The 21721-nt window shown below is 39.8% G+C and carries 16 protein-coding genes, 1 rRNA gene and 1 other annotated feature (1 of these 18 only partly in view); of the genes, 6 read left to right on the forward strand and 11 right to left on the reverse strand.

Features of this window, described 5'->3' with window-relative positions:
* A 16S ribosomal RNA gene (locus A5N88_RS14440) occupies positions 1-1431 on the reverse strand; it reaches 122 nt to the left of the window's first position.
* 389 nt (positions 1432-1820) lie between these two features.
* On the opposite strand from A5N88_RS14440, the gene A5N88_RS14445 reads away from it, so the two are divergent.
* Entirely contained in the window at positions 1821-2096 is a 276-nt protein-coding gene (locus A5N88_RS14445) for a YqhV family protein (RefSeq protein WP_066267290.1), read from the forward strand.
* Between the two features lie 69 nt (positions 2097-2165).
* Here the strand turns inward: A5N88_RS14445 and A5N88_RS14450 are convergent, their stop codons facing one another.
* Together A5N88_RS14450 and A5N88_RS14455 are read right to left on the reverse strand one after the other, a co-directional pair.
* Positions 2166-3551 (reverse strand): UDP-N-acetylmuramoyl-tripeptide--D-alanyl-D-alanine ligase, encoded by a 1386-nt coding sequence (locus A5N88_RS14450; protein ID WP_066267293.1) that lies wholly within the window; start codon positions 3549-3551, stop codon positions 2166-2168.
* 153 nt (positions 3552-3704) lie between these two features.
* Positions 3705-4772 (reverse strand): D-alanine--D-alanine ligase, encoded by a 1068-nt coding sequence (locus A5N88_RS14455; RefSeq protein WP_066267296.1) that lies wholly within the window; start codon positions 4770-4772, stop codon positions 3705-3707.
* A gap of 333 nt (positions 4773-5105) precedes the next feature.
* Between A5N88_RS14455 and A5N88_RS14460 the strand changes: the two genes are divergently transcribed.
* Positions 5106-5543, forward strand: a complete 438-nt coding sequence (locus A5N88_RS14460) for a MerR family transcriptional regulator (protein WP_066267300.1) — start codon at positions 5106-5108, stop codon at positions 5541-5543.
* Positions 5544-5582: 39 nt separating this feature from the next.
* On the opposite strand, the gene A5N88_RS14465 is transcribed toward A5N88_RS14460, so the two are convergent.
* On the reverse strand, positions 5583-6353 hold the full coding sequence (locus A5N88_RS14465) for a hypothetical protein (RefSeq protein ID WP_066267302.1): 771 nt from the start codon (positions 6351-6353) through the stop codon (positions 5583-5585).
* Between the two features lie 839 nt (positions 6354-7192).
* On the opposite strand from A5N88_RS14465, the gene A5N88_RS14470 reads away from it, so the two are divergent.
* The 3 genes from A5N88_RS14470 to A5N88_RS14480 all read left to right on the forward strand — a co-directional run bounded on the left by A5N88_RS14470 (position 7193) and on the right by A5N88_RS14480 (position 11114).
* Positions 7193-8515 (forward strand): hemolysin family protein, encoded by a 1323-nt coding sequence (locus A5N88_RS14470; protein ID WP_066267305.1) that lies wholly within the window; start codon positions 7193-7195, stop codon positions 8513-8515.
* A gap of 787 nt (positions 8516-9302) precedes the next feature.
* Entirely contained in the window at positions 9303-9704 is a 402-nt protein-coding gene (locus tag A5N88_RS26170) for a MerR family DNA-binding transcriptional regulator (protein ID WP_066267307.1), read from the forward strand.
* Between the two features lie 57 nt (positions 9705-9761).
* Positions 9762-11114: a hemolysin family protein gene (locus A5N88_RS14480; RefSeq protein ID WP_066267310.1), complete on the forward strand. Its 1353-nt coding sequence runs from the start codon at positions 9762-9764 to the stop codon at positions 11112-11114.
* Between the two features lie 108 nt (positions 11115-11222).
* On the opposite strand, the gene argS is transcribed toward A5N88_RS14480, so the two are convergent.
* From argS to A5N88_RS14510, 7 genes are all read right to left on the reverse strand, one after another.
* Positions 11223-12905: an arginine--tRNA ligase gene (gene argS, locus A5N88_RS14485; protein WP_066270559.1), complete on the reverse strand. Its 1683-nt coding sequence runs from the start codon at positions 12903-12905 to the stop codon at positions 11223-11225.
* An 89-nt stretch (positions 12906-12994) separates the two neighbouring features.
* Positions 12995-13204 (reverse strand) — a binding site (T-box leader).
* Between the two features lie 359 nt (positions 13205-13563).
* Entirely contained in the window at positions 13564-13713 is a 150-nt protein-coding gene (locus A5N88_RS25575; RefSeq protein WP_198160283.1) for an Lmo0850 family protein, read from the reverse strand.
* A gap of 913 nt (positions 13714-14626) precedes the next feature.
* Complete coding sequence (locus A5N88_RS14490; protein WP_066267312.1) at positions 14627-16150, reverse strand: MDR family MFS transporter; 1524 nt, start codon at positions 16148-16150, stop codon at positions 14627-14629.
* A gap of 14 nt (positions 16151-16164) precedes the next feature.
* Positions 16165-16869: a hypothetical protein gene (locus tag A5N88_RS14495; RefSeq protein ID WP_083953164.1), complete on the reverse strand. Its 705-nt coding sequence runs from the start codon at positions 16867-16869 to the stop codon at positions 16165-16167.
* A gap of 132 nt (positions 16870-17001) precedes the next feature.
* A complete protein-coding gene (locus tag A5N88_RS14500; protein ID WP_066267319.1) occupies positions 17002-17730 on the reverse strand; it encodes a polymer-forming cytoskeletal protein in 729 nt (242 codons plus the stop codon).
* A gap of 15 nt (positions 17731-17745) precedes the next feature.
* The gene (locus A5N88_RS14505) at positions 17746-18372 is read right to left on the reverse strand and encodes a YhbD family protein (protein ID WP_066267322.1); all 627 of its coding nucleotides are present in this window, start codon (positions 18370-18372) and stop codon (positions 17746-17748) included.
* Positions 18373-18503: 131 nt separating this feature from the next.
* Positions 18504-19559, reverse strand: coding sequence for an NAD(P)H-dependent flavin oxidoreductase (locus tag A5N88_RS14510; protein ID WP_066267324.1), 1056 nt, complete (start codon positions 19557-19559; stop codon positions 18504-18506).
* A gap of 292 nt (positions 19560-19851) precedes the next feature.
* Between A5N88_RS14510 and A5N88_RS14515 the strand changes: the two genes are divergently transcribed.
* Positions 19852-21429, forward strand: coding sequence for an alkaline phosphatase (locus A5N88_RS14515; RefSeq protein ID WP_066267326.1), 1578 nt, complete (start codon positions 19852-19854; stop codon positions 21427-21429).
* Positions 21430-21721 lie beyond the last annotated feature (292 nt).

Below are 21721 nucleotides of genomic sequence, written 5' to 3' on the forward strand. Positions count from 1 at the left end.
ACTCTCGTGGTGTGACGGGCGGTGTGTACAAGGCCCGGGAACGTATTCACCGCGGCATGCTGATCCGCGATTACTAGCGATTCCGGCTTCATGTAGGCGAGTTGCAGCCTACAATCCGAACTGAGAATGGTTTTATGGGATTGGCTAAACCTCGCGGTCTTGCAGCCCTTTGTACCATCCATTGTAGCACGTGTGTAGCCCAGGTCATAAGGGGCATGATGATTTGACGTCATCCCCACCTTCCTCCGGTTTGTCACCGGCAGTCACCCTAGAGTGCCCAACTGAATGCTGGCAACTAAGGTCAAGGGTTGCGCTCGTTGCGGGACTTAACCCAACATCTCACGACACGAGCTGACGACAACCATGCACCACCTGTCACTCTGTCCCCCGAAGGGGAAAGCCCTATCTCTAGGGTTGTCAGAGGATGTCAAGACCTGGTAAGGTTCTTCGCGTTGCTTCGAATTAAACCACATGCTCCACCGCTTGTGCGGGCCCCCGTCAATTCCTTTGAGTTTCAGCCTTGCGGCCGTACTCCCCAGGCGGAGTGCTTAATGCGTTAGCTGCAGCACTAAAGGGCGGAAACCCTCTAACACTTAGCACTCATCGTTTACGGCGTGGACTACCAGGGTATCTAATCCTGTTCGCTCCCCACGCTTTCGCGCCTCAGCGTCAGTTACAGACCAGAGAGTCGCCTTCGCCACTGGTGTTCCTCCACATATCTACGCATTTCACCGCTACACGTGGAATTCCACTCTCCTCTTCTGCACTCAAGTCTCCCAGTTTCCAATGACCCTCCACGGTTGAGCCGTGGGCTTTCACATCAGACTTAAGAAACCGCCTGCGCGCGCTTTACGCCCAATAATTCCGGACAACGCTTGCCACCTACGTATTACCGCGGCTGCTGGCACGTAGTTAGCCGTGGCTTTCTGGTTAGGTACCGTCAAGGTACCGCCCTATTCGAACGGTACTTGTTCTTCCCTAACAACAGAGTTTTACGATCCGAAAACCTTCATCACTCACGCGGCGTTGCTCCGTCAGACTTTCGTCCATTGCGGAAGATTCCCTACTGCTGCCTCCCGTAGGAGTCTGGGCCGTGTCTCAGTCCCAGTGTGGCCGATCACCCTCTCAGGTCGGCTACGCATCGTTGCCTTGGTGAGCCGTTACCTCACCAACTAGCTAATGCGCCGCGGGTCCATCTGTAAGTGATAGCCGAAGCCATCTTTCAATATCCCCCCATGCGGAGGAAGAAGTTATCCGGTATTAGCCCCGGTTTCCCGGAGTTATCCCAGTCTTACAGGCAGGTTACCCACGTGTTACTCACCCGTCCGCCGCTAACCAAAAGGGAGCAAGCTCCCAATTGATTCGCTCGACTTGCATGTATTAGGCACGCCGCCAGCGTTCGTCCTGAGCCAGGATCAAACTCTCCAAAAAAGAGTTGATTTAGCTCTTAAAGTTGTTGTCTATATAAGACAAAGAATTAACGTTGACGTTTCTGTTTTGTTTAGTTTTCAAAGAACAATCTTCGCTGCGTTTTCAGCAGCTTTATTAGATTACTATATATCTTTTTAATTGTCAACCAAGTTTTTTCATCTTACAAGAATTTTTGTGTTCAGCAAATAATTGGTGACACTTCAATATCTTAAACCGGTTATCCCAAACTGTCAATAGCTAGTTGTAAAAAGCAAACTTATTCTCCCTACTCGTTTACCCCTGATATTCATTAATTTATCACTTCTTAACGAAGGCCCCGTACTTGTCCTAAATCTTTTTGTCTGTGCATATAATGAGCAAGGAACAATTAGTGCAAAGGGGATCCGAGAATGTTCTATTTATTCGATAAAGCTGTTTTGGTTATGGCTATTTTAAGACTTATCTCTGGAACGATTGAAGTTACCGCCGGATTATTAATGTTGAAATTAAACCAAATAGATAAAGCTCTGATTATTAACAGTTCTTTGGCACTGGTAGGCCCGGTAATCTTAATCGCCACCACTACTATAGGGCTGATGGGCATTTCGGATAAAATATCCTTCACCAGGATTTTCTTTATTCTTATAGGAATAGGTTTTATTTTATATGGCGTGAAAAATCACTAATATAATAAAAACCAGCTATTTCATTAAACAGCTGGTTTTTATTTACCACATGCAGTATTCACTAACTAATTACTGCTTTTGATCAGCAAGAATGGAATTCACAACTTCCTCAAGCTTCATGCCTCTTGATGCTTTAATTAAAATATAGTCATCTTCTTTTACTATAGATTTTAATTTCTTTACAAGCTCACCTTTATCCATAAAAGCCTCGGCATGGCCTTCAGGAAATAAATGGCGGGCTTCTTCAGTAATATGACGGGCAAGTTCTCCAAATGTAAAGATATAATTAATTTTTTCAGGGTCTATTTCTCGTCCAACTTGTTTATGATAATCTTTCTCGTCTTCTCCAAGCTCAAGCATATCCCCTAAGACTAATATTTTATTTTTTTCACCATCCAGCCCCTCCATCATACGAATAGCAGCTTTTGTTGAAGTAGGACTGGCGTTATAAGCATCATTAATGATTTTTGAACCCTTGTACCCATCTATCATTTCCATTCTCATGGCAGTTAGCTTCATTGAGTTTAATCCTTTTTGGATTTGTTCCAGGCTAAGGTCAAGCTCTAATGCTGTATGGATGGCTGCTAATGAATTAAGAACATTGTATTCTCCGAGAACAGGTATATGGAAATTTCCTTCTATGCCATTAACGCGATAGATACTTCCATGCCCTTCCTGGCGGATAGAGACCGGATACAGGTCATTGCTTTCATTCTTCCCAAAGGTTTTCACTCGGAAATTTTGTGCAGAACGGAGAAGTTGATTTAATAAAGGCTCATCTCCAAGATAAACTAATAACCCCTTTTCAGAAAGGCCTTGTATAATTTCAAATTTAGCCTCCGCAATTGCTTCGCGAGAACCAAGATCCTGTAAATGAGCCTCTCCAATATTTGTAATGATGGCAATATCAGGGCAGGCAAGTTTAGTGAGAAACTCAATTTCTCCGCGGGCACTCATTCCCATTTCCAGAACGGCTACCTGGGTATCTTCTTCTAATGAAAGAATAGTTAGCGGAAGTCCCTGATGGTTATTAAAGTTCCCTTCCGTCTTTTGAACCTTGTACTTTTCCTTAAGAACAGATGCGACCATATCCTTAGTAGTAGTTTTTCCATTACTTCCGGTTACACCTACTACTTTAATAGATAACTCGTCCCTATATGACTTAGCAAGCTGTTGAAGTGCTGCAAGTGCATCTTCCACCATAATAATTGGCATTCCTTCAGGAGGGTTTGGGACATCTATTTGCCAAAGAGCTGCTGAAGCTCCGGCATTTATCGCAGCTTCTACGTATTGATGCCCATCAGAGAATCTCCCTTTCAGCGGTATATAAAGATTTCCCGGCTGAACCTTCCTGGAATCTATACAAACTCCTTCAATCCTGATTTCAGAAAACCGGCTGAGATCATTTTCAGCTTTAATCATTTTTGACACTTGTTTTATCGTTCTATTTATCATGAATGTCCTCCATCCTTCAGTACTGCTGATGTATTAATTTGGCCCCATTAAAATCGCGTGTTGATTTCTGCTCCAGGCGCCCGCTTTCCGCTTTTGCCAGCTTTAACAGAGCTATTAAAGGGAGGAACCACGACAATCGTGATTCCTCAGATATTATATAGTAAATTTGGTATTCTGTTTTTCTTGATGACGGTCCAGCGCAAGTTTTACAAGCTGTTCAATTAACTCGGGATATTCTACCCCAGTATGTTTCCACAATAGCGGGAACATGCTATATGGAGTAAAGCCCGGCATTGTGTTTACTTCATTAATAAGAGCTCTGCCATCCCTTGTTACAAAAAAGTCAGCTCTAACTAAGCCAGAGCAATCAATTGCTTTGTATGCTTTAATGGCCATAGCTTTTAGATTTGCATACTCTTCACTTGAAATTTCCGCAGGTATAATTAAAGCTGTGTCCTGATCCTCATATTTAGCTTTATAATCATAGAAATCTTTTTTAGGGACAATTTCACCCGCTACAGAACACTCAGCGTAATCATTTCCTAAAACGCCTATTTCAATTTCTCTGGCGATGACGCCTTCTTCAATAATAATACGACGGTCGAATTGGAATGCTTCCTCAAAGGCTGCCTCAAGCTCATTACGGTTGGTACATTTGCTGATTCCCACACTAGAACCTAAATTTGCAGGCTTAACAAAGCAAGGATAGCCTATTTCATTTTCCACCTGACTTAGAGCCTCTTCCTGATCAGCCTTCCATTCACTTCTTGTTGACCAAACATATTTTACCTGAGGGAGGCCAGCCTGTGCGAATATATTTTTCATTACCACTTTATCCATACCAGCAGCAGAAGCAAGAACACCATTGCCCACATATGGAAGGTTCAATAATTCAAGAAGCCCTTGAACAGTTCCATCTTCCCCATTTGGTCCATGCAAAAGAGGGAATACCACGTCATAGCTCCCATCTTTACTTAAAGTGAATTCTGAAAGGTCATTGGGAGCCTTGCCTTTCTCATCTTGGAATTCCAGTTCTTTTATTGATTGAACAGGTTCGCTTAATTGCGGCCCTTTAATCCATTTTCCTTCGGTAGTAATAAAAACGGGATGAATTTCATATTTATCTAAATCTAATGCCTGGATTACTGCCTTTGCTGTTTGAAGTGATACTTGGTGCTCAGCAGATTTCCCGCCATATAATAAACAAAGTTTGGTTTTCATTGTCTTCCTCCAATAATCCGAGATAATTCTATTTTAACATGACAAGAGCGGAGGGAAATAATCTTTCTTTCCCATCTCTCTGTAAACACTAGACATGTGCCTAATAATATATGCAGGTTACATTCAATGTGACATATACCAGTCACCTGTATTATAAATTAACTAGCAAGATTCTTGACATGATATAACGTTAACGTTAGGATTAATTTTGTGATTAAATAAAAATATAATGAGCAAATGCTTTATCTGTTCTACAGAAACTCCCTTGCACACGGGAGTTTTTTCAATATAGAAATACACACTCGGGGAATAATAAAAATGAGGTGAGGATGAATGACTTATTTTAAAATTGACGACGTAGCCAAGGAAACCGGGTTGACTAAGAGGACTATTCGTTATTACGAAGAAATCGGGCTCATCCAACCGCCTGACCGCACTGATGGCGGTACCAGATTATACACCCAGGAGGAAATTAACAAACTCAAAAGAGTAGTTGTCGCAAAGGATGTACTTGGTTTCTCCCTTCAGGAGCTGCAGTACTTTATTAGCCTGAATGAAACAATAGAACAAAAAAGAAATGAATATCGTGCATCTCGTGATGAAAATAAACTTCAGGAATTAAGAGAGCTTGCTTTGAACGTTCAGAAACAAGTTGAATTAATAAATATGAAAATGGAAAAAATGCAGGTTTTTAAAAAGGAGCTCGAAGACCTTTACACAAGGGCAAATAATGTCTTAAATAAAGGAAGCAGTAAGACGGAGAGCCGTTAATATGTATAGGCTGGACAGCGGACGGCGGCTGCAGCCGTCCTACTTTACAAAAGCTCTCCACTCTTTTGCTTTTCGATCATATACAAGCTTTCCATCCACTGGCAAATTTTGATTTTCACTATATTCTTCATACATTTCATCCATATTGTAATAATCGCCAATTACCCATATAGGAATTTCTAACTGCGGCCTCGTTTGGACAGACTTCCCAATCGAAATAACCATCCCTTCTTTCATGTCTTCTATAAAAGGATAGAGTACCTCTTTCGGGATGCTTGGGATATCCCTTTTCTTTTTACGGCCAAAAAATGATTTTTCACCTTTTGTATCACTCAATTTCCCCGCAATAACCTCACCAAGTATGCTGTAAAAATCATCAAAAGAACGATAATACGTTTTGTTAAACCAGCTGTCTTCATGTGACAGATACGCAAATCGATTATTTAATTTCCGGTAAAAAGGGAGTCTAAGGTGATTTTTTATATGACTTAAATACAGAAGCTCTGCAATTTCCTGAGCCTCCAACACATTCAATGCCTCTTCTTCCTCAAAGTCAATCCAGCAAAAATCGCCATAATTATAAATTTCCTCACCTCTAAGCCGCTGAATCAAATCCGCTTCCACATATTCAAATAAAGTATGGTGATTAAAGGTGCCATCATCATATTTATGGGCAAGTAGCAAAAGATTGTTTAAATCAGGAACCGCTCGCATAAACTCTTTAAATTCTATTCCATGTGACAGTACATATCGGTCGACCTCATTAACATGGATGTAAATAATATCAGGATTATCTGCATAACTCTTCAATCGGGTTCCCTCCAAACGAAATCTCTTGAAATGGGAATACATAAAAAAACAGCTTCACAATTTGAAACTGTGCATACGTACCATCAATATCTCTATTTTACCAAATATCTTTATTAAAGCTTCATATTATTTTTGTCACATATACGATTATATAACTCAAATAGCATCAATTAATTCTTGACAAATGAAATGTTACTGAGGGCAGAACTTGTTTAGCCCGTCCCTGCTTATAGGTTTAATGTATACAACTCATTCTCTAAGTAATCCCATTTATTATAAATACTTTTTCTGAATAATGGTACAAAAAGAATAAATTTATTATATAAATTGCAATCAGTTATTACTTATAAAATGGCTATTGATTTCCGAGGGGCAGGCAGGGAGCCTTCTCGTCGCAAATTGCGCCTGTGGGGTCTCCCTTTTCCTGCTTGTCCAGCAGGAGTCTCGTGCCTTCCGCTTCAATTGTCAGAGTAAAAACTTATATTCAACATATATAGCAAAGCTTTTTTCATCGAATTTAGACCATAGATTGGCCTCAAAGGCGGTTTCCTTTATTAATTGCTCATCATTTTGGTACAATACTTAATATAGTCTTTTCCCTCTCATCCAATTAAACGATTTAACGGAAGAGGAAGAAATATTTACAAATGGATTGCTTAAAAACATGCTAATATCAACATAAACACTTAACAAAAAAGGTTTTTCTAAGGCTTTGCTTTCAATAAACGGTTTTCAAATAGGTTTTTCGGGAAGATTAAAATTATTAGATATACACGAGCGCTAGGAGGTGCCTGTCTTGCAGCAGGTAAAGTAAGAAACCATGAGTGCAAGACACTTTAATGCCTATAATAAACCTGATTTTTATCATTATTTTAATATCGGTGACAGCTTTCTTTGTTGCCTCTGAATTTTCTATTGTTCGAGTCCGCACTTCAAGAATAGATCAACTGATTACTGAAGGGAATCAAAGAGCGTATGCAGCTAAGAAGATCCTCTCAAATTTGGACAGCTATTTATCTGCCATACAACTTGGAATTACTGTAACCTCCTTAATTCTTGGGTGGCTGGGTGAGCCTACCATTGGAAAAATGATAGACCCTCTATTGAACAAATTTAATGTACCACCTTCTTTCTCCAGGCTGTTATCATTCATTCTTTCTTTTATTGTTATTACTTTCGGAAGTGTGGTTATAGGTGAACTTGCTCCAAAGTCCTTCGCTATTCAAAAAGCAGAAAACATTATTCTTTTGGTTGCCAAGCCGCTCATTTTGTTTACCAAAATTATGTTTCCATTTATCTGGGTATTAAACCGTTCTTCCCGCTTTGTTACAAACTTATTCGGAATAGAACCTGCTTCAGAACATGATATGGCCCACTCCGAAGAAGAACTTCGCATTATTCTCTCTGAGAGTCTAAAAAGCGGTGAAATAAACCAGTCGGAATACAAGTATGTAAATAAAATCTTTGAATTCGATAACCGGATTGCAAAAGAAATTATGGTACCCCGCACAGAGATTGTAAGCCTGGATAGGACAGAGACCATTAACGATGTCATGCCAGTGATGACGATGGAAAAATACACTCGTTATCCCATTACAGATGGTGACAAGGACAATATTATTGGTGTTGTAAATATAAAAGAAGTGTTAACAGATTGCGTTTCAAACAAATGTAAAGGCGATGAGTCTATAGAAATCTATTGCAAACCGATCCTGCACGTCATTGAAACAGTTCCGATTCAAAGTTTGCTTGCCAGGATGCAAAAAGATCGCACACATATGGCTGTTTTGCTCGATGAATACGGCGGTACAGCTGGAATTGTGACAGTTGAGGATATATTAGAAGAAATCGTTGGGGAAATCCGTGATGAATTTGATGCTGACGAAGTTCCTCTTATCCAAATGCTGAGTGACAAGCATTATTTACTTGATGCAAAAGTATTAATTGAAGATGTAAATGACTTGCTCGGAACACATATTTCAGATGAAGAAGTGGACACAATTGGCGGCTGGCTTTTAACTCAAAAGTATGACTTAAGGCAAGAGGATACATTAATAGAAGAAAACATACAATTTAGGGTAGCTGAGATGCAGGATTCCCATGTCCTTTACGTTGAAGTATCGCCGGTAACTGTAAAGGAAGCATCTACCGACAAAGTATAGCGCAGAGCAATTTTTCAGCTCAGTTGATTTTATAATAAAGTTCCATCGCCTATCGGCTAGCCAATAGGCGATGGAACTAGCCACAGACTGCATAGGTAAAATAATTTATTTAGGCTGTTTTCGTAAGCTTTGTTGCTATGGGACACAGAAATATCATTGTAAATATATATTCAGTATTAAAACTTGTGTATAGCATACGAAAAGGTGCCACTAAGACATACAATACACGGAATAATCCTTTGTACGTAAAACAACAATCTATGCGAAAACAGCCTTTATTTAATATTATCCTATAATAAAAACTCCCTTTCAAAAACCCGGAGAGCCTTGAGCCTGGCTCCGGCTCTTAATTTTTTCATCCCCTTATTGTTGATTTTGGTCTATTAAAAGACTCTTTTGTTTTTAGTTCATTTGTGTGAATCGCCGTTTTACACAAATGAAAAAAACGAGCAGTTAACAACATAGAAATTCCACTGAGCCTTTTTAAAAATATAGACAAATCCTATGTATACCGAAGCGTTTAACACCATACAGTATGATAAGATACTTACACGGCATACCTCTATCTCCTGAAGTCTTTTCACAACCCTTGAAACAGCCAGCAGAAGTGACACGTTTGACTGTACAGTTCGTTTTTTTTATAATGAAGTTAACTTTCCCCTTTTATTTAATTACTAACTTTATAGAATTAAAGTGTATTTTCGGGGGTAAGAAAAACAGCGTATACCCAATGAGGCTATTATTAACTATAGGAGTGTCGAGGTGATAAAATGGGGCTGTTTACCGAATAGGCGAATTAGCAGCTTTAGCGAACGTATCCAAGAGGACAATTGATCACTATACGCGACTGGGCCTTTTGCAGGCAAAACGTACAAAGTCCAATTATCGCTTATATGGCATTGATGCTATAACTGACCTCCATTTCATTGAAGAAGGAAAAAGAATGCATCTGCCTCTTGAGACCATTCGAAAAAGGCTGGAATTAAAAAAAAACATACTTGTAAATGAAGAAGACTTCGAACAGCAGGTCGACCACCTGGCAGAACAGATGAGTCAGCTTTATATTGAATTATCCGGCATTACACCTGTATTGCAGAAGTTAAACCCGGAACAAAAGGAAGCCATTACAAACAAACTTGCTGTCACAAGCACTGCACTGATGAAGTCTCTGGATTTGTTAACAAATTGATATCTTAGGAGGTGACTCCAATCTCATTTCTCACAAGAAGGGGATTGGAAAACTTATTTGGACATATTTAACTTGGTGCTAATATTCTTTTTAATAGCACTTTCCGGCTTTTTTGTAGCCTCGGAATTTTCAATTGTAAAGGTGCGAAGTTCACGTATCGATCAGCTTATTGAAGAAGGAAGCAAAAAAGCAATTGCTGCAAGAAGACTGATTTCTAATTTGGATGAATACCTGTCTGCGTGCCAGCTTGGAATCACCATTCTATCCCTTTTACTGGGCTGGAAAGGAGAATCCTTTGTTTCAGGACTCCTGCATCCCGTTTTCGGATTGGTAAATATTCCTGGGTCCGTTACAGAAGTTTTATCCATTGTCATTTCTTTTCTTGCTATTACCTTTATCCATGTAGTGATTGGAGAACTGGCTCCTAAAACTCTGGCCATTCAAAAAGCCGAGACAATTACATTGATGGTTGCACGCCCGCTTATTCTTTTTTATCGCGTGATGTATCCTTTTATCTGGATATTGAATAGTTCAGCCCGGCTTGTCACAAAAGCTTTTGGTTTAAAGCTTGCTTCTGAAAGTGAACTGGCTCATACCGAGGAAGAATTGCGAATTATTCTTTCCGAAAGCTACAAAAGCGGAGAAATAAACCAATCAGAGTTTAAATATGTTAATAAAATTTTTGAATTCGATAATCGTATTGCGAAAGAGATTATGGTTCCCCGAACGGAAATTACTTCGCTTTCCAAGGAAGACTCACTCGAAGATTTCCTTAAGATAGTGAACGAAGAACGATTTACGCGCTATCCAGTGATTGATGGTGATAAGGACCATATTATCGGCCTTGTTAATGTGAAGGAAATTTTGACAGATTTTATCCAGGAAAAAAGTGTTACAAGTATAACTCTTGAAACCTACGTCCGTCCTATCATCAGGGTCATCGACACCATTCCGATTAACGAACTGCTTGTTATGATGCAAAAGGAAAGAATTCATATGGCGGTTTTAATTGATGAATACGGCGGTACCTCCGGACTGGTGACTGTAGAGGATATCCTGGAAGAAATTGTTGGCGAAATACGCGATGAATTCGATATGGATGAAGTGCCTCTCATCCGCAAAATCAAGGAAAATCATTTTATTTTTGACTCAAAGGTTCTTGTAAGCGAAGTAAACGATATTCTTGGGATTACGATTAATGATGAAGATATTGATACGATTGGCGGTTGGGTCTTAACCGAAAACTATGAGGCTAAGCAAGGAGATATTATCGACTTTGACGGATACCAATTTACCATCAAAGAAATGGAAGATCTTCATGTAAAATATGTTGAGGTTAAGAAACAGGCGGTACAGGATATAAAAGTGCAGTCACAGCTGCAAATTTCTAACTCAGAAGCCGCTCTCTAACAGCCGTTCCCTATATGTAAGCACTGCCTAATTATCGGCAGTGCTTTTTATATACCTCTCTGTATGATTGTCCCAAACATCATTACCTGCCAAATTAAGATATGTCCCCTACATTTCTTTCGGTGCCCCAATCCCTAAAAGCTGCAGGCCTTCAGCCAAGATATCCGCTACAGCTTTAACAAGGGACAGGCGAGATAAAAGGTCTTCATCCTCTTCAATAATTCTTACCTTGCCATAGTACTTATTAAATGATTTGCTTAATTCAATCAGATACTTTGCTAAAAGAGACGGGGAATAAGCTGAATATGATCTTGCAATGACAGCAGGAAACTCATTCAATAGCTTAATGATTTCCCAGCTTTCCTTATCATCCAGCCCTGAAAATCTATACTCTTTTTCTTTTCTTTTTCGTAAAATTGAATGTGCACGAGCATGTGTATATTGAATGTAGGGCCCCGTTTCCCCCTCAAAAGTCAGCATATCCTTTAATGAAAATTCAATACTGTTTAAACGATCACTCTTCAAATCATGAAAAACCACAGCACCTACTCCCACATCCTTCGCAACTTCCATGGAGTCAGGAAGATCAGGGTTCTTTTCAAGTATATTAGCTAAAGCCAAGTCAACCGCTTCTTTTAATACTTCTCCTAAAAGAACCACTTTTCCCTTTCGAGTTGACATTCTTTTCCCATCCTTCAAGTAAAGGCCAAACGGAATGTGCTTAATACTGTGCGCCCATTTAAACTGCAGCTTATCTAACACTCCAGTAATTTGTTTAAAGTGAACGGTTTGTTCCTGGCCAACAACGTAAAGCATCTCATCAAAATTATATTCTTGCTTTCGATAAAGAGCAGCCGCTAAATCTCTAGTGGCATAAAGGGTGGCTCCATCTGTTTTTCTTATTAAACAAGGAGGAAGGCCTTCCTCTAATGGAACGACAAGAGCCCCTTCTGATTTCTCCAAAAGTCCACGATCCCCAAGCAAGCACACTATTTTTTCCATTTTATCATTAAAAAAAGCTTCTCCATTATAGGAGTCAAAATTCACACCAAGCAAGTCGTAGATTTCATGGAAAGCCTTAAGTGACTCTTTTCTAAACCAATTCCATAATGTTAAATATTCCTCGCTGCCCTGTTCTAATTCCTTAAAGGCTGCGCGGGCTTCTTCATTCAGTTCAGGTTTTTTTTCAGCTTCTTCATGAAATTTTACATAAAGTGTCCGCAGCTCTTCAATGGGATGCAGCTCTACCTTTTCCTTATCTCCCCACTTTTTGTAGGCGACGATGAGCTTTCCAAATTGGGTTCCCCAGTCTCCCAAATGGTTTATTTTCACCGTCTTATATCCGCACTTGGCCGCAATTTTGGAAAGTGAATGGCCAATTACCGTTGACCGCAGGTGACCCATTGAAAATGGTCTAGCTATATTAGGGCTGGACATATCCAAAACCACCGTTTTCCCTATTCCTCCATCACTTTCCCCATAGCTTTCCCCAGCTTGTAATATCGCTGTAAGAATGTCTTTTCCTATTGTCTTAGAACAAAAGCTCACGTTCACATATGGCCCCATAGCATGAATTTCCGATAAAATAGGGCTGGAAAGCTGTGTCGCAAGTTCTTCAGCAATTTGAGCAGGCGGCTTTTTATCCAATTTCGCAAGTTGAAAACAAGGAAATGCTAAATCACCAAAATCTTTATTTTTAGGCACTTCAATGAGCGGATAAATCTCATGATAATCCACTTTCCCATCAAGAACTGCTTCTAATCTTTGAGCAAACACTGCTTTTAAATCCATATTAAAACCCCTTCTCAATTTGATTTTGTAAATGAATGAAAGACCGTTTTCACCTTTCGAAAAATACAAAAAGCCCGCCTCTTATAAAAATAAGAGACGAGCTTACACCCGCGGTACCACCCTTTTTGACTAAAAAATAGACCCCTCTGCTCTTAACGCGAGCTACGGCTGAACCTACTTGTTTTTTCAGAACAGCTTCTCAGAAGTGCGCTTCATCATAAAGCCTTTCCACCGGGCTTCCACCTCCCCCGGCTCGCTTACGGATGCCTTAAGACTACTCTCTTCCTCATCGACCAACTATTATGATTTCCCTTATTATATTGATTCCTTTTTAAAAAAACAACTGCTAAATATATAAATTTTCTGTATTTATAAAAATAAGGCTTTGTTACAGAACTCTGTTATTTTCAATATGGATCTGTTTATCTTACTTGTTGATTTACACTCAATCAACATGGGTGTAAAATTAGTCGAGATTTTTTAACAAAGCTTTCGACATAGACATTTATCAGAGCCAAAAATAAAAGCAGTACAGGCTTTCCAGACTTTCTTCTTTCGACATGGTTCGATTTCCCGAGAAATAATTTAAGGAAATCTGTATGGAAATCCACTAATAAAAAAATGAGTCAGGTGTGAAAACACTTGGCTCATTTTTTTATTAGTGTGGAATTTTAGGGTAATTGGGAACAGCTTTTACATCTTCCAGCACCTTAAATAATTCTCCACGTGATTTTGTTTTCGAGATTTTGACACCAATTTCTGACAAATTGGAAATCACTCTTTTTAATTGATCATGGCCTCTTTTCAAGAAAGCTCACCTCTTCAGATTTTTACATCCTTAGTTTATTTTATCTTACTTAGATCGGCTTGCCTATTCCTTTTGAAAATGTAACGACACATGATTATTAAATACCCAGAATGATTCCAAAAAAACACTTATCGAATTATATTTGATCTTTTTTATCGAAAATCTTAGTCATTTCATACATCAGCACTCGATACTTGGCTTTCACAATTCGTCTTTTATCAAGGCTGTTTTCGCATAGATTGTTGTTTTACGCACAAAGGACTATTCCGTGAGTTGTCTGTCTTCGTGGCATCTTTTCGTAAGCTCTTCACAAGTTTTAATACTGAACACATATTTATAATGATATTACTGTGCCCAATAGCAACAGTTTACGAATTTAGTCCTCAATAAAGATGCTGTCCCAAATGGTGCAATGATATCAAGTGACCTTGGCTATAGCAAATTTTTTTTCTTGTTGGTTTCCACTGCAAGCATTTCTTTTCGCTTCAAGTTCGAAATTCAGAATGAACTGAGAAAAAGGTAGCACTCTGGTCACCCTGCAGGTTGACTTGCGCTGCAGGCACTCGCTTTCCGCGGGCGGACGGGATCCTCGCAGTGTGCTCCTGAGGGTCTCCTTAAGTTAGCTGATCCCGCAGGAGTCTTTAGCCTGCCACTCTAATTAACGTGGAATCCAAACTATCTTTGGATATTACTAGATATCCTCAGAGCTATTCGTCTGCCTGTTCTTTTCTGCTCAGATAAATTTTTAACAGATAGACATCATGCTATTAATCGTATTAATCGTTATTCTCCCCTTTTTTCTGTCCAAAAATAAAAAAGAGCTGACTCAAAAGGCCAATTATAACCGCCGTTTGAATCAGCCTCTATACTGTAAAATGAGCTAAAAACTTTAAGAGGTCCCTTTTGTTATAATCTATCTGTCTATTGCCGCTTTCTTAACCGGTTTGGCAAATACAAGTCTTTCGTTGCTCATGACAAAGATAAATACTAATGCAAGGACCGCCGGCACTAGCCCCCACATAAAGGTGTGGACAATAGATGCAGAAAGGACATCTGTTATTTTGTGCAGGATAGGTGCAGGAATATGAGATCTTGTCTTTTCCAATAAAATTTGGCTGGAATTTATCCCTGACTTTCCTGGCATTGGCCCAAACCCTTCAAATACTTTTTTCAGCTTATCCGCGAAGACATTTTTTTGTATCATGCCAAAGATTGTTGTTCCAACTGTCATGCCAAGTGAACGGATAAAATTACTCGTAGAAGTGGCAGCACCGCGCTGATCCATTCCAAAATTATGGATGGTCGCCATGCTCAGCACAGAAAAGGAGAATCCAACCCCTACGCCAGTAATGATCATATAAATGGTAAGTATATATCTGGGGGTGTCCGGGTTTAAAGTGGTTAATAGATAGATTCCTACAATCAAAATGATAGCTGAAATAATCATTATATTACGATAGCTTAGCTTTGTTGTTAAAAAACCTCCAAGCTGTGCAGCTACCACAGACCCAAGCATCATCGGCAAAAGAATAAGACCTGAGTTTGTGGCTGTACCGCCGTATACACCCTGAACAAAAATCGGGATATAGACCGTTGCTCCCATAAAAGCAGCTCCGTAAAATAATCCTACAATCGTACTTCCAGCAAACAATCTGTTTTTAAACATTTTAAATGAAATGATCGGCTCTGCTGCTTTCGTTTCTACAAATAAAAACAGAACGAGCAATACTACAAACCCGCTGAACAAGCTAATAATTGGAGAGGACCCCCAGTCATATTTGTTGCCGCCAAGCTCCAACGCAAACATTAAACAAACAACCGCTCCTACTAGTGTGATAGCTCCAATCCAATCTATTTTTTGCTTTACCTTCTGTTTTGTTTCGTGATAAAAAATCGAGACAAAGACAAGAGCCAGCAAGCCTAAAGGCAAGTTAATATAAAAAATCCATCTCCAGCTAATATTGTCTGTAATATAGGCTCCAATTAATGGGCCAAAAATACTGGATAGTCCAAATACTGCTCCAAATAAGCCTCCCATTTTCCCTCTCTTTTCAACTGGAAAAATATCAAAAACGATGGTGAAGGCAATTGGCACCAGTGCGCCTCCTCCAATTCCCTGAATGGCCCGATACAGGCTCAGCTGAGTGATGCTGTCAGCGGTTCCGCATAGAATCGAACCCAGCATAAAGAACAGCAGCCCAAAAAGAAAGAACCGTTTTCTGCCGTACATATCAGAAAGCTTTCCGAATATTGGCATTCCTGCCATTTCAGCCACCATATAGGCTGAAACGACCCAAATAAAATTATCAAGACCTCCCAGTTCACCTACGATCGTTCCGGTTGCTGTAACCACAATCGTATTATCCATCGAAGCCATCAATATCCCCAGCAGCAAACCTGCTACTACAAACCCTAAGTGATTTTTCTTCTTACTCATGTTTCCCCTCCAATTTATACTTTTCTTTTGTCTTTAATGGTCGACTGGCTGGATAGCTTTAAATCATCCTGATATTCAACAATCTCAATGTCGCAGCCTGGACCAATCTCAATGTTTTTGCCTCGTATAACTTTTGCTTTTGTATATTCTACATAAATACGGTCTCCCTCAATGGATTCTGTTAAAAGCATCCCAGGTGACTTGGATAATCCCAAAAAAGCAGATTTGCGTTTAATGACAATATGTTCCCCGCCAATTTCAAGTGCCTTGCTTTCCCCATTTCTCATTTCAAGTTTTATATCATCAGCACTCAATAATCCTCCGACATGAAAGCTCCCGTCAAAATAAAACCTTTCCGACTCACAGTCATTTTTTACAGTTAAGGATCCTTTAATATCACTCAATCCCATTTTTGAACTGCCTTCAATATCCAAACTCCCTCTAATTTTGGCACTGTCGGCAAAGACATCTCCTTCCGCAGCCAAAGCCCCATAGACACGAATTTCTTTTGATTTAACTTGTTTCGTAATCTGAGCATTTCCATGTACAGAGAGAAATTCCCCTTTAAAATCCCCTATAACGGTACCCTCACCGTTAATTTTTAATTCCGTACATTCAATGTTGTCCGTAATGGTCCCTTCTCCATTAATCTTAGCCTTATGAAATTCCCCTCCGCCAGAGCTCCCAGATCCGAAGATATTTAAATTATTTTTTTCCAATGTCTCCCTCTCCCTATACATCCTTTTTTATTTATTCACCGATTGTTCATTTCAGTCATTTATTTTTCCATTTAAAGGATTTGAAACAGGCTATTTTCTCAAAGCAACAGGAGGACTGCCCACCATGTTCACTTATAAAATCTTTTTGTGTTCCTTTACTTTTGATCCGGGACTTATTTGAATATCTGATTTATATTCTACTAATCCTATTTCACAGTTCGGTCCGATTGCAACAGTGTTACCCCTTACAACATCGGCTGTCACAGCCTCTATTCGAATATCATCGCCTTCCATTACTTTCGTTACCAGTCTTGAAGGAAAAAATGGTTTAATCAATTTCATCATTCCAGACGGCTTTTCTTTTACAATAATCGACTTGCCGCCGATTTCTTCTGCTTTACATTCACCATATAAGAGAACGGAGATTTCTTCGGCATTAAGCAAACCTCCAATACGAAAAATCCCTTCTGACGAAAAGTTTTCCGATTCACAATCACCTGCTATTTTTGCCTTTCCATTTACTAGAATGGAGTCTCCTTTTACATTGTTTCCGAAAGCAGCCGATCCGCTCACTTTAAGCTCGCCTCCGTTTACTTCACCGCTCATCTTCACAATTCCGTCTACGGAAATCTCCTGTGCGTATACATTACCATCTATTTTTCCATTACCGTTTATTTTGATTGTTTGGGCCTCCACATTGCCATTAATCGTGGCAAAACCATTACAAATGATCTCATTACAATAGACATCGCCATTTACAGTGCCCTTTCCATTGACTTCCGCTTTCTCAAAATGGCCGCCTGAAGAGGTGCCAAAACCATTGATCAATAAATTTCTCTTTTTATCTGTCGACCCTGCCATTCCTAAAGTCCCCCATTATAATAATTTTGGTTTCAATTCCTCTAAACACACCGAAAGCGGCAATACTGCCACCGCTTTGGCAGTCTTATCAAAGTAAATATTCGACGTTTCTGCTGCAAGCAGGCAAGTTGATACACCCAGCTTCCTCATGAAAATCAGGTCTGCCTGCTTATCCCTCACCGAAGGATAATGTTCTGTTAAGACTTCAAGAACCATTTTGGCTTCATCTAAATTGATTTGTCCTGAGCTTAATAACTTTTCCAATACATACACATATAAAATTTGTGAAAAACTTAGTTCATTACTCATTCCCTCGGTCTGATCCCTAAAAAAGTGGAGTACGGGCTGAGAAGCAATTCCCCGTTTTATCACTTCCTCCAATGTAAGATTCATTTCCTTTAGATTCGGCGAAAACATATCTGCCAGCTCATCAAGAGAAAGATTCTCCTTCATCTGCTGGATTTTCTCAATCCGATGAAGAATTTTTTCTCTGGGAAAAAAGGTTTCCTGACCAGTAAAGGTCGATTTTCGAATAAACCAATCTTCAGGGATTAAGTTTTTCCTTTTCCATCTATATAACTGCCCATATGAAATGTCTGCTAATTCCAGCAAATCCTTTTTTGCTATCAAGTCATCAGTCAAAACGAAACGACTCCCTTCTTTGATGATTACATCGTAACATAACACTGTTACGTTTGTAAATCGTAAAAAATTTTTATAATCTGTGTACGCGCATATGAAAAACTGGAGCAAATACATTGCTCCAGCCCTGTTTATTCGTTATTACAGTTTAGCCCTGCCACAAGAGACTGCATCAACTCAAAAGCAGAAACATCCCTGCTTAATCTTGGGCTTTGTCCTGACCAAAGAGACATATACCCGGGGTTATTTTGTCTAGCTGCTTCTTTTCGAATGCCGCCTGTAAAAGAATTTTGAATTGGAAATGGGGCAACCGCAGCATCTGCCTCTTCCATTTCTTTAATAAAATTGTTGTAAATACCGCGGGCATATTTTCCTGAGAAAACCTTTGTCACTACCGTTTGTTCCTCAGTTGCAGAAAGAACAGCTTTCTTGTGTACAGGGTTTGCTCCGCTTTCTTTACAGGTAAGAAAGGCTGTTCCCAGCTGTGCGGCTTGTGCTCCCAGGCACAACACTGCATTGATTCCTCTTGAATCCATTATTCCCCCGGCTGCAATCAAAGGGATGTTCACACGATCTGCTGCCTGTGGAACAAGAGATATGAGGCCAACTAATCCCTCCTCCATGGTATGAAGGAATGTGCCTCTGTGCCCGCCGGCTTCACTCCCCTGAACCACCACTGCATCCATTCCCTTCCTCTCAGCAAGCTTTGCTTCCTCCACGGTGGTAGCAGTCGCAATCAATACTATATTTTTTTCCTTTAGCAACTGGATTTCCTCATCAGAAGGCAGGCCAAATGTAAACGTACAAATGGGCGCCCCTTCTTCAATAATGATTTCAAGCTGCTCTTTATAATGATCCGCACTGCTGGTGGAATAGGAGGATTCTACACCCAGCTTAAAACGAAAGGCTTCTAAAGCATCATACGCCTTCCTTGTCTCTCCTTCTGCCCAGAACGTTTTTTCAGGAATAAAGAGATTGACCCCAAAAGGTTTTATTGTCCTTGATTTCACTTCCCGAATTTGCTTTCTTGTTTCATTTGGATTTAAATAACCTGCGCCAATCATCCCCAGCCCGCCTGCTTCAGAAACTTCGGCGGCCAGTAATGGAGTGGATACTCCTCCCGCCATGGGCGCTTGAATAATCGGATAATGGATTGAAAGTAGGTCCAACAAGCCTGCCAAAACCATTCACCTCACACATTAATGAAATTTTTCTAATTTTACTATACACTCTTCCATTTTACCTTTCTACATAGATGCTTCCATACTAGAATCTCAGCACGGCATATTTATTCGCCATTTAAGGTATAAATTCATTTTTCCTTCAAAAGCTATTTTATGTAATGGCTAGCCATTTCACAAAAACACAACAGAGTTCTAGCCTATTTTTAAAAACTGAGTGATTTAAGATTTCATGAAAAAAGCAAGTAATGATACAAAAGCACCCTAACAAAATGGTAATGCTAAAGAGGTGAATGATATGAAAACGTTCTTCGTGATTATGCTCCTTTTCTCTACGGCTTCAGCTATAAAAGCAGATACAGTCCCTGTAAAACCGCGAAACGTCATTTTTATGGTCATGGATGGAACAAACTCAGATTCTGTAACATTGTCACGCTGGTACAAAGGAAGTCCGCTGGCTCTTGATAAAATTTTAACTGGCGGCGTAAGAACCTATTCGCTGCAATCATCCATCACAGACTCAGCTGCTGCTGGCACCGCTATGGCTACCGGTGAAAAAACGATTGTTGATTTAATTGGAATGGTGCCTGTATTAAGGAACGGAAAAATGCTGGAAGCTAAACCAGCTGCTAATCTCCTGGAAGCTGCTCGGCAAAAGGGACTTGCGACAGGTGTTGTTTCTACCTCCCCTGTCCAGCACGCTACTCCTGCAGCGTTCTCAGCCCATTCTATAAACCGCGGCCACTTTGATGACATTGCAGAACAGCAGGTTTATCAAGGCGTTGATGTTATACTCGGAGGCGGGAAGGAGTCGCTGCTGTCTAAGCCTGAAACAAAAAACTCAAGGAAAGACGGAGAAAATCTTGTGTCTTCCATCAAAAAACAAGGATATGCATTTGTAGAAACAAAAGAGCAATTAACCAAAACAATCGGGCCAAAGGTATGGGGAAGCTTTGCACAAAGTGACATTGCGTATGAATTGGATAGAAAAAAACTATATCCATCACAGCCCTCCTTGGCAGAGATGACAAGAAAATCAATTCAGCTGCTTTCAGCAAAGAAAAAAGGGTTCTTCTTATTTATAGAAGGAAGCAAGGTTGACTGGGCTGCACATAAAAATGATCCTGTTGGCATGATAAGTGAAATACTATCCTTCGATACAGCAGTATCGGAAGCTATATCTTTTGCAAGTCAAGATCAAAATACCCTTGTCATAGCAGTAACAGATCACGGAAATAGTGGATTAACCATGGGGAATATCAGTACCAATCAAACCTATCCTGTCAGTCCAGCCGAAACCTTTGTTAAGCCGTTAAAAGCAGCAAAGCTTACTGTTACTGGAGCAGCGTCTCTGTTGAATCACAATCGTTCAAACATGAAAAAGGCAGCGGAAGCCTATGGACTTACACATCTTACTAAAGAGGAATGGGCAGAGTTAACGAAATCGCCAAGTGCTGAAGAATCAATGGCGCATTTATTATCCAAAAGAGCTCATATTGGATTTACTACAAATGGCCACACAGGTGAGGATGTTTTTTTGTACTCATACGGTCCGGATAAACCCCATGGACTAGTAAATAATACCGATTTGCCAAAAATCATCTCATCCTTTTTATCTCTGCCTTCCCTATCAGATTTAAGTGAGAGATTATTTGTCCGTGCAGATGAATTCTATGGCTCAAAGGGCTATAAAACGGAATTAAATCAGACGGACCCTCAAAACCCTGTCTTTAGGGCTGAGAAAAAAGGATCTATAATTGATTACCCTATCAACAAAAACTATTTACTCCAAAATGGAAAGAAAATAAGATTAATCGGTGTTACCGTTTCTAATGGAAACCATGTTTGGATTTCCCCAATGAAGCCGACACCTTAAACTAAAAGGTTCACTTAATACGGACTTAACACTTTTGTGAAAAACAACAATCTATGGGAAAACAGCCAACTTAAAAAATGAAATTCGAAATGTTTGCTGCTAAAGCTGTTAAAACAGCCATGCGGCAAGCATTTCTTTCTGAGTAAAAAAATAGACACAGCTGTACGACTGCCTGTAGAAAGGGTAGAATGAAGCATAAATGAATCTAGGATACACAGAGTTCAAGCTTGAAAACAAAATGACTGAAGACAAAAAGATGCCACGGTGCCTCACTTAATAAGGATATAACATT

It is taken from the genome of Heyndrickxia acidicola (assembly GCF_001636425.1).
GTDB classification, from domain to species: Bacteria; Bacillota; Bacilli; order Bacillales; family Bacillaceae_C; genus Bacillus_AE; species Bacillus_AE acidicola.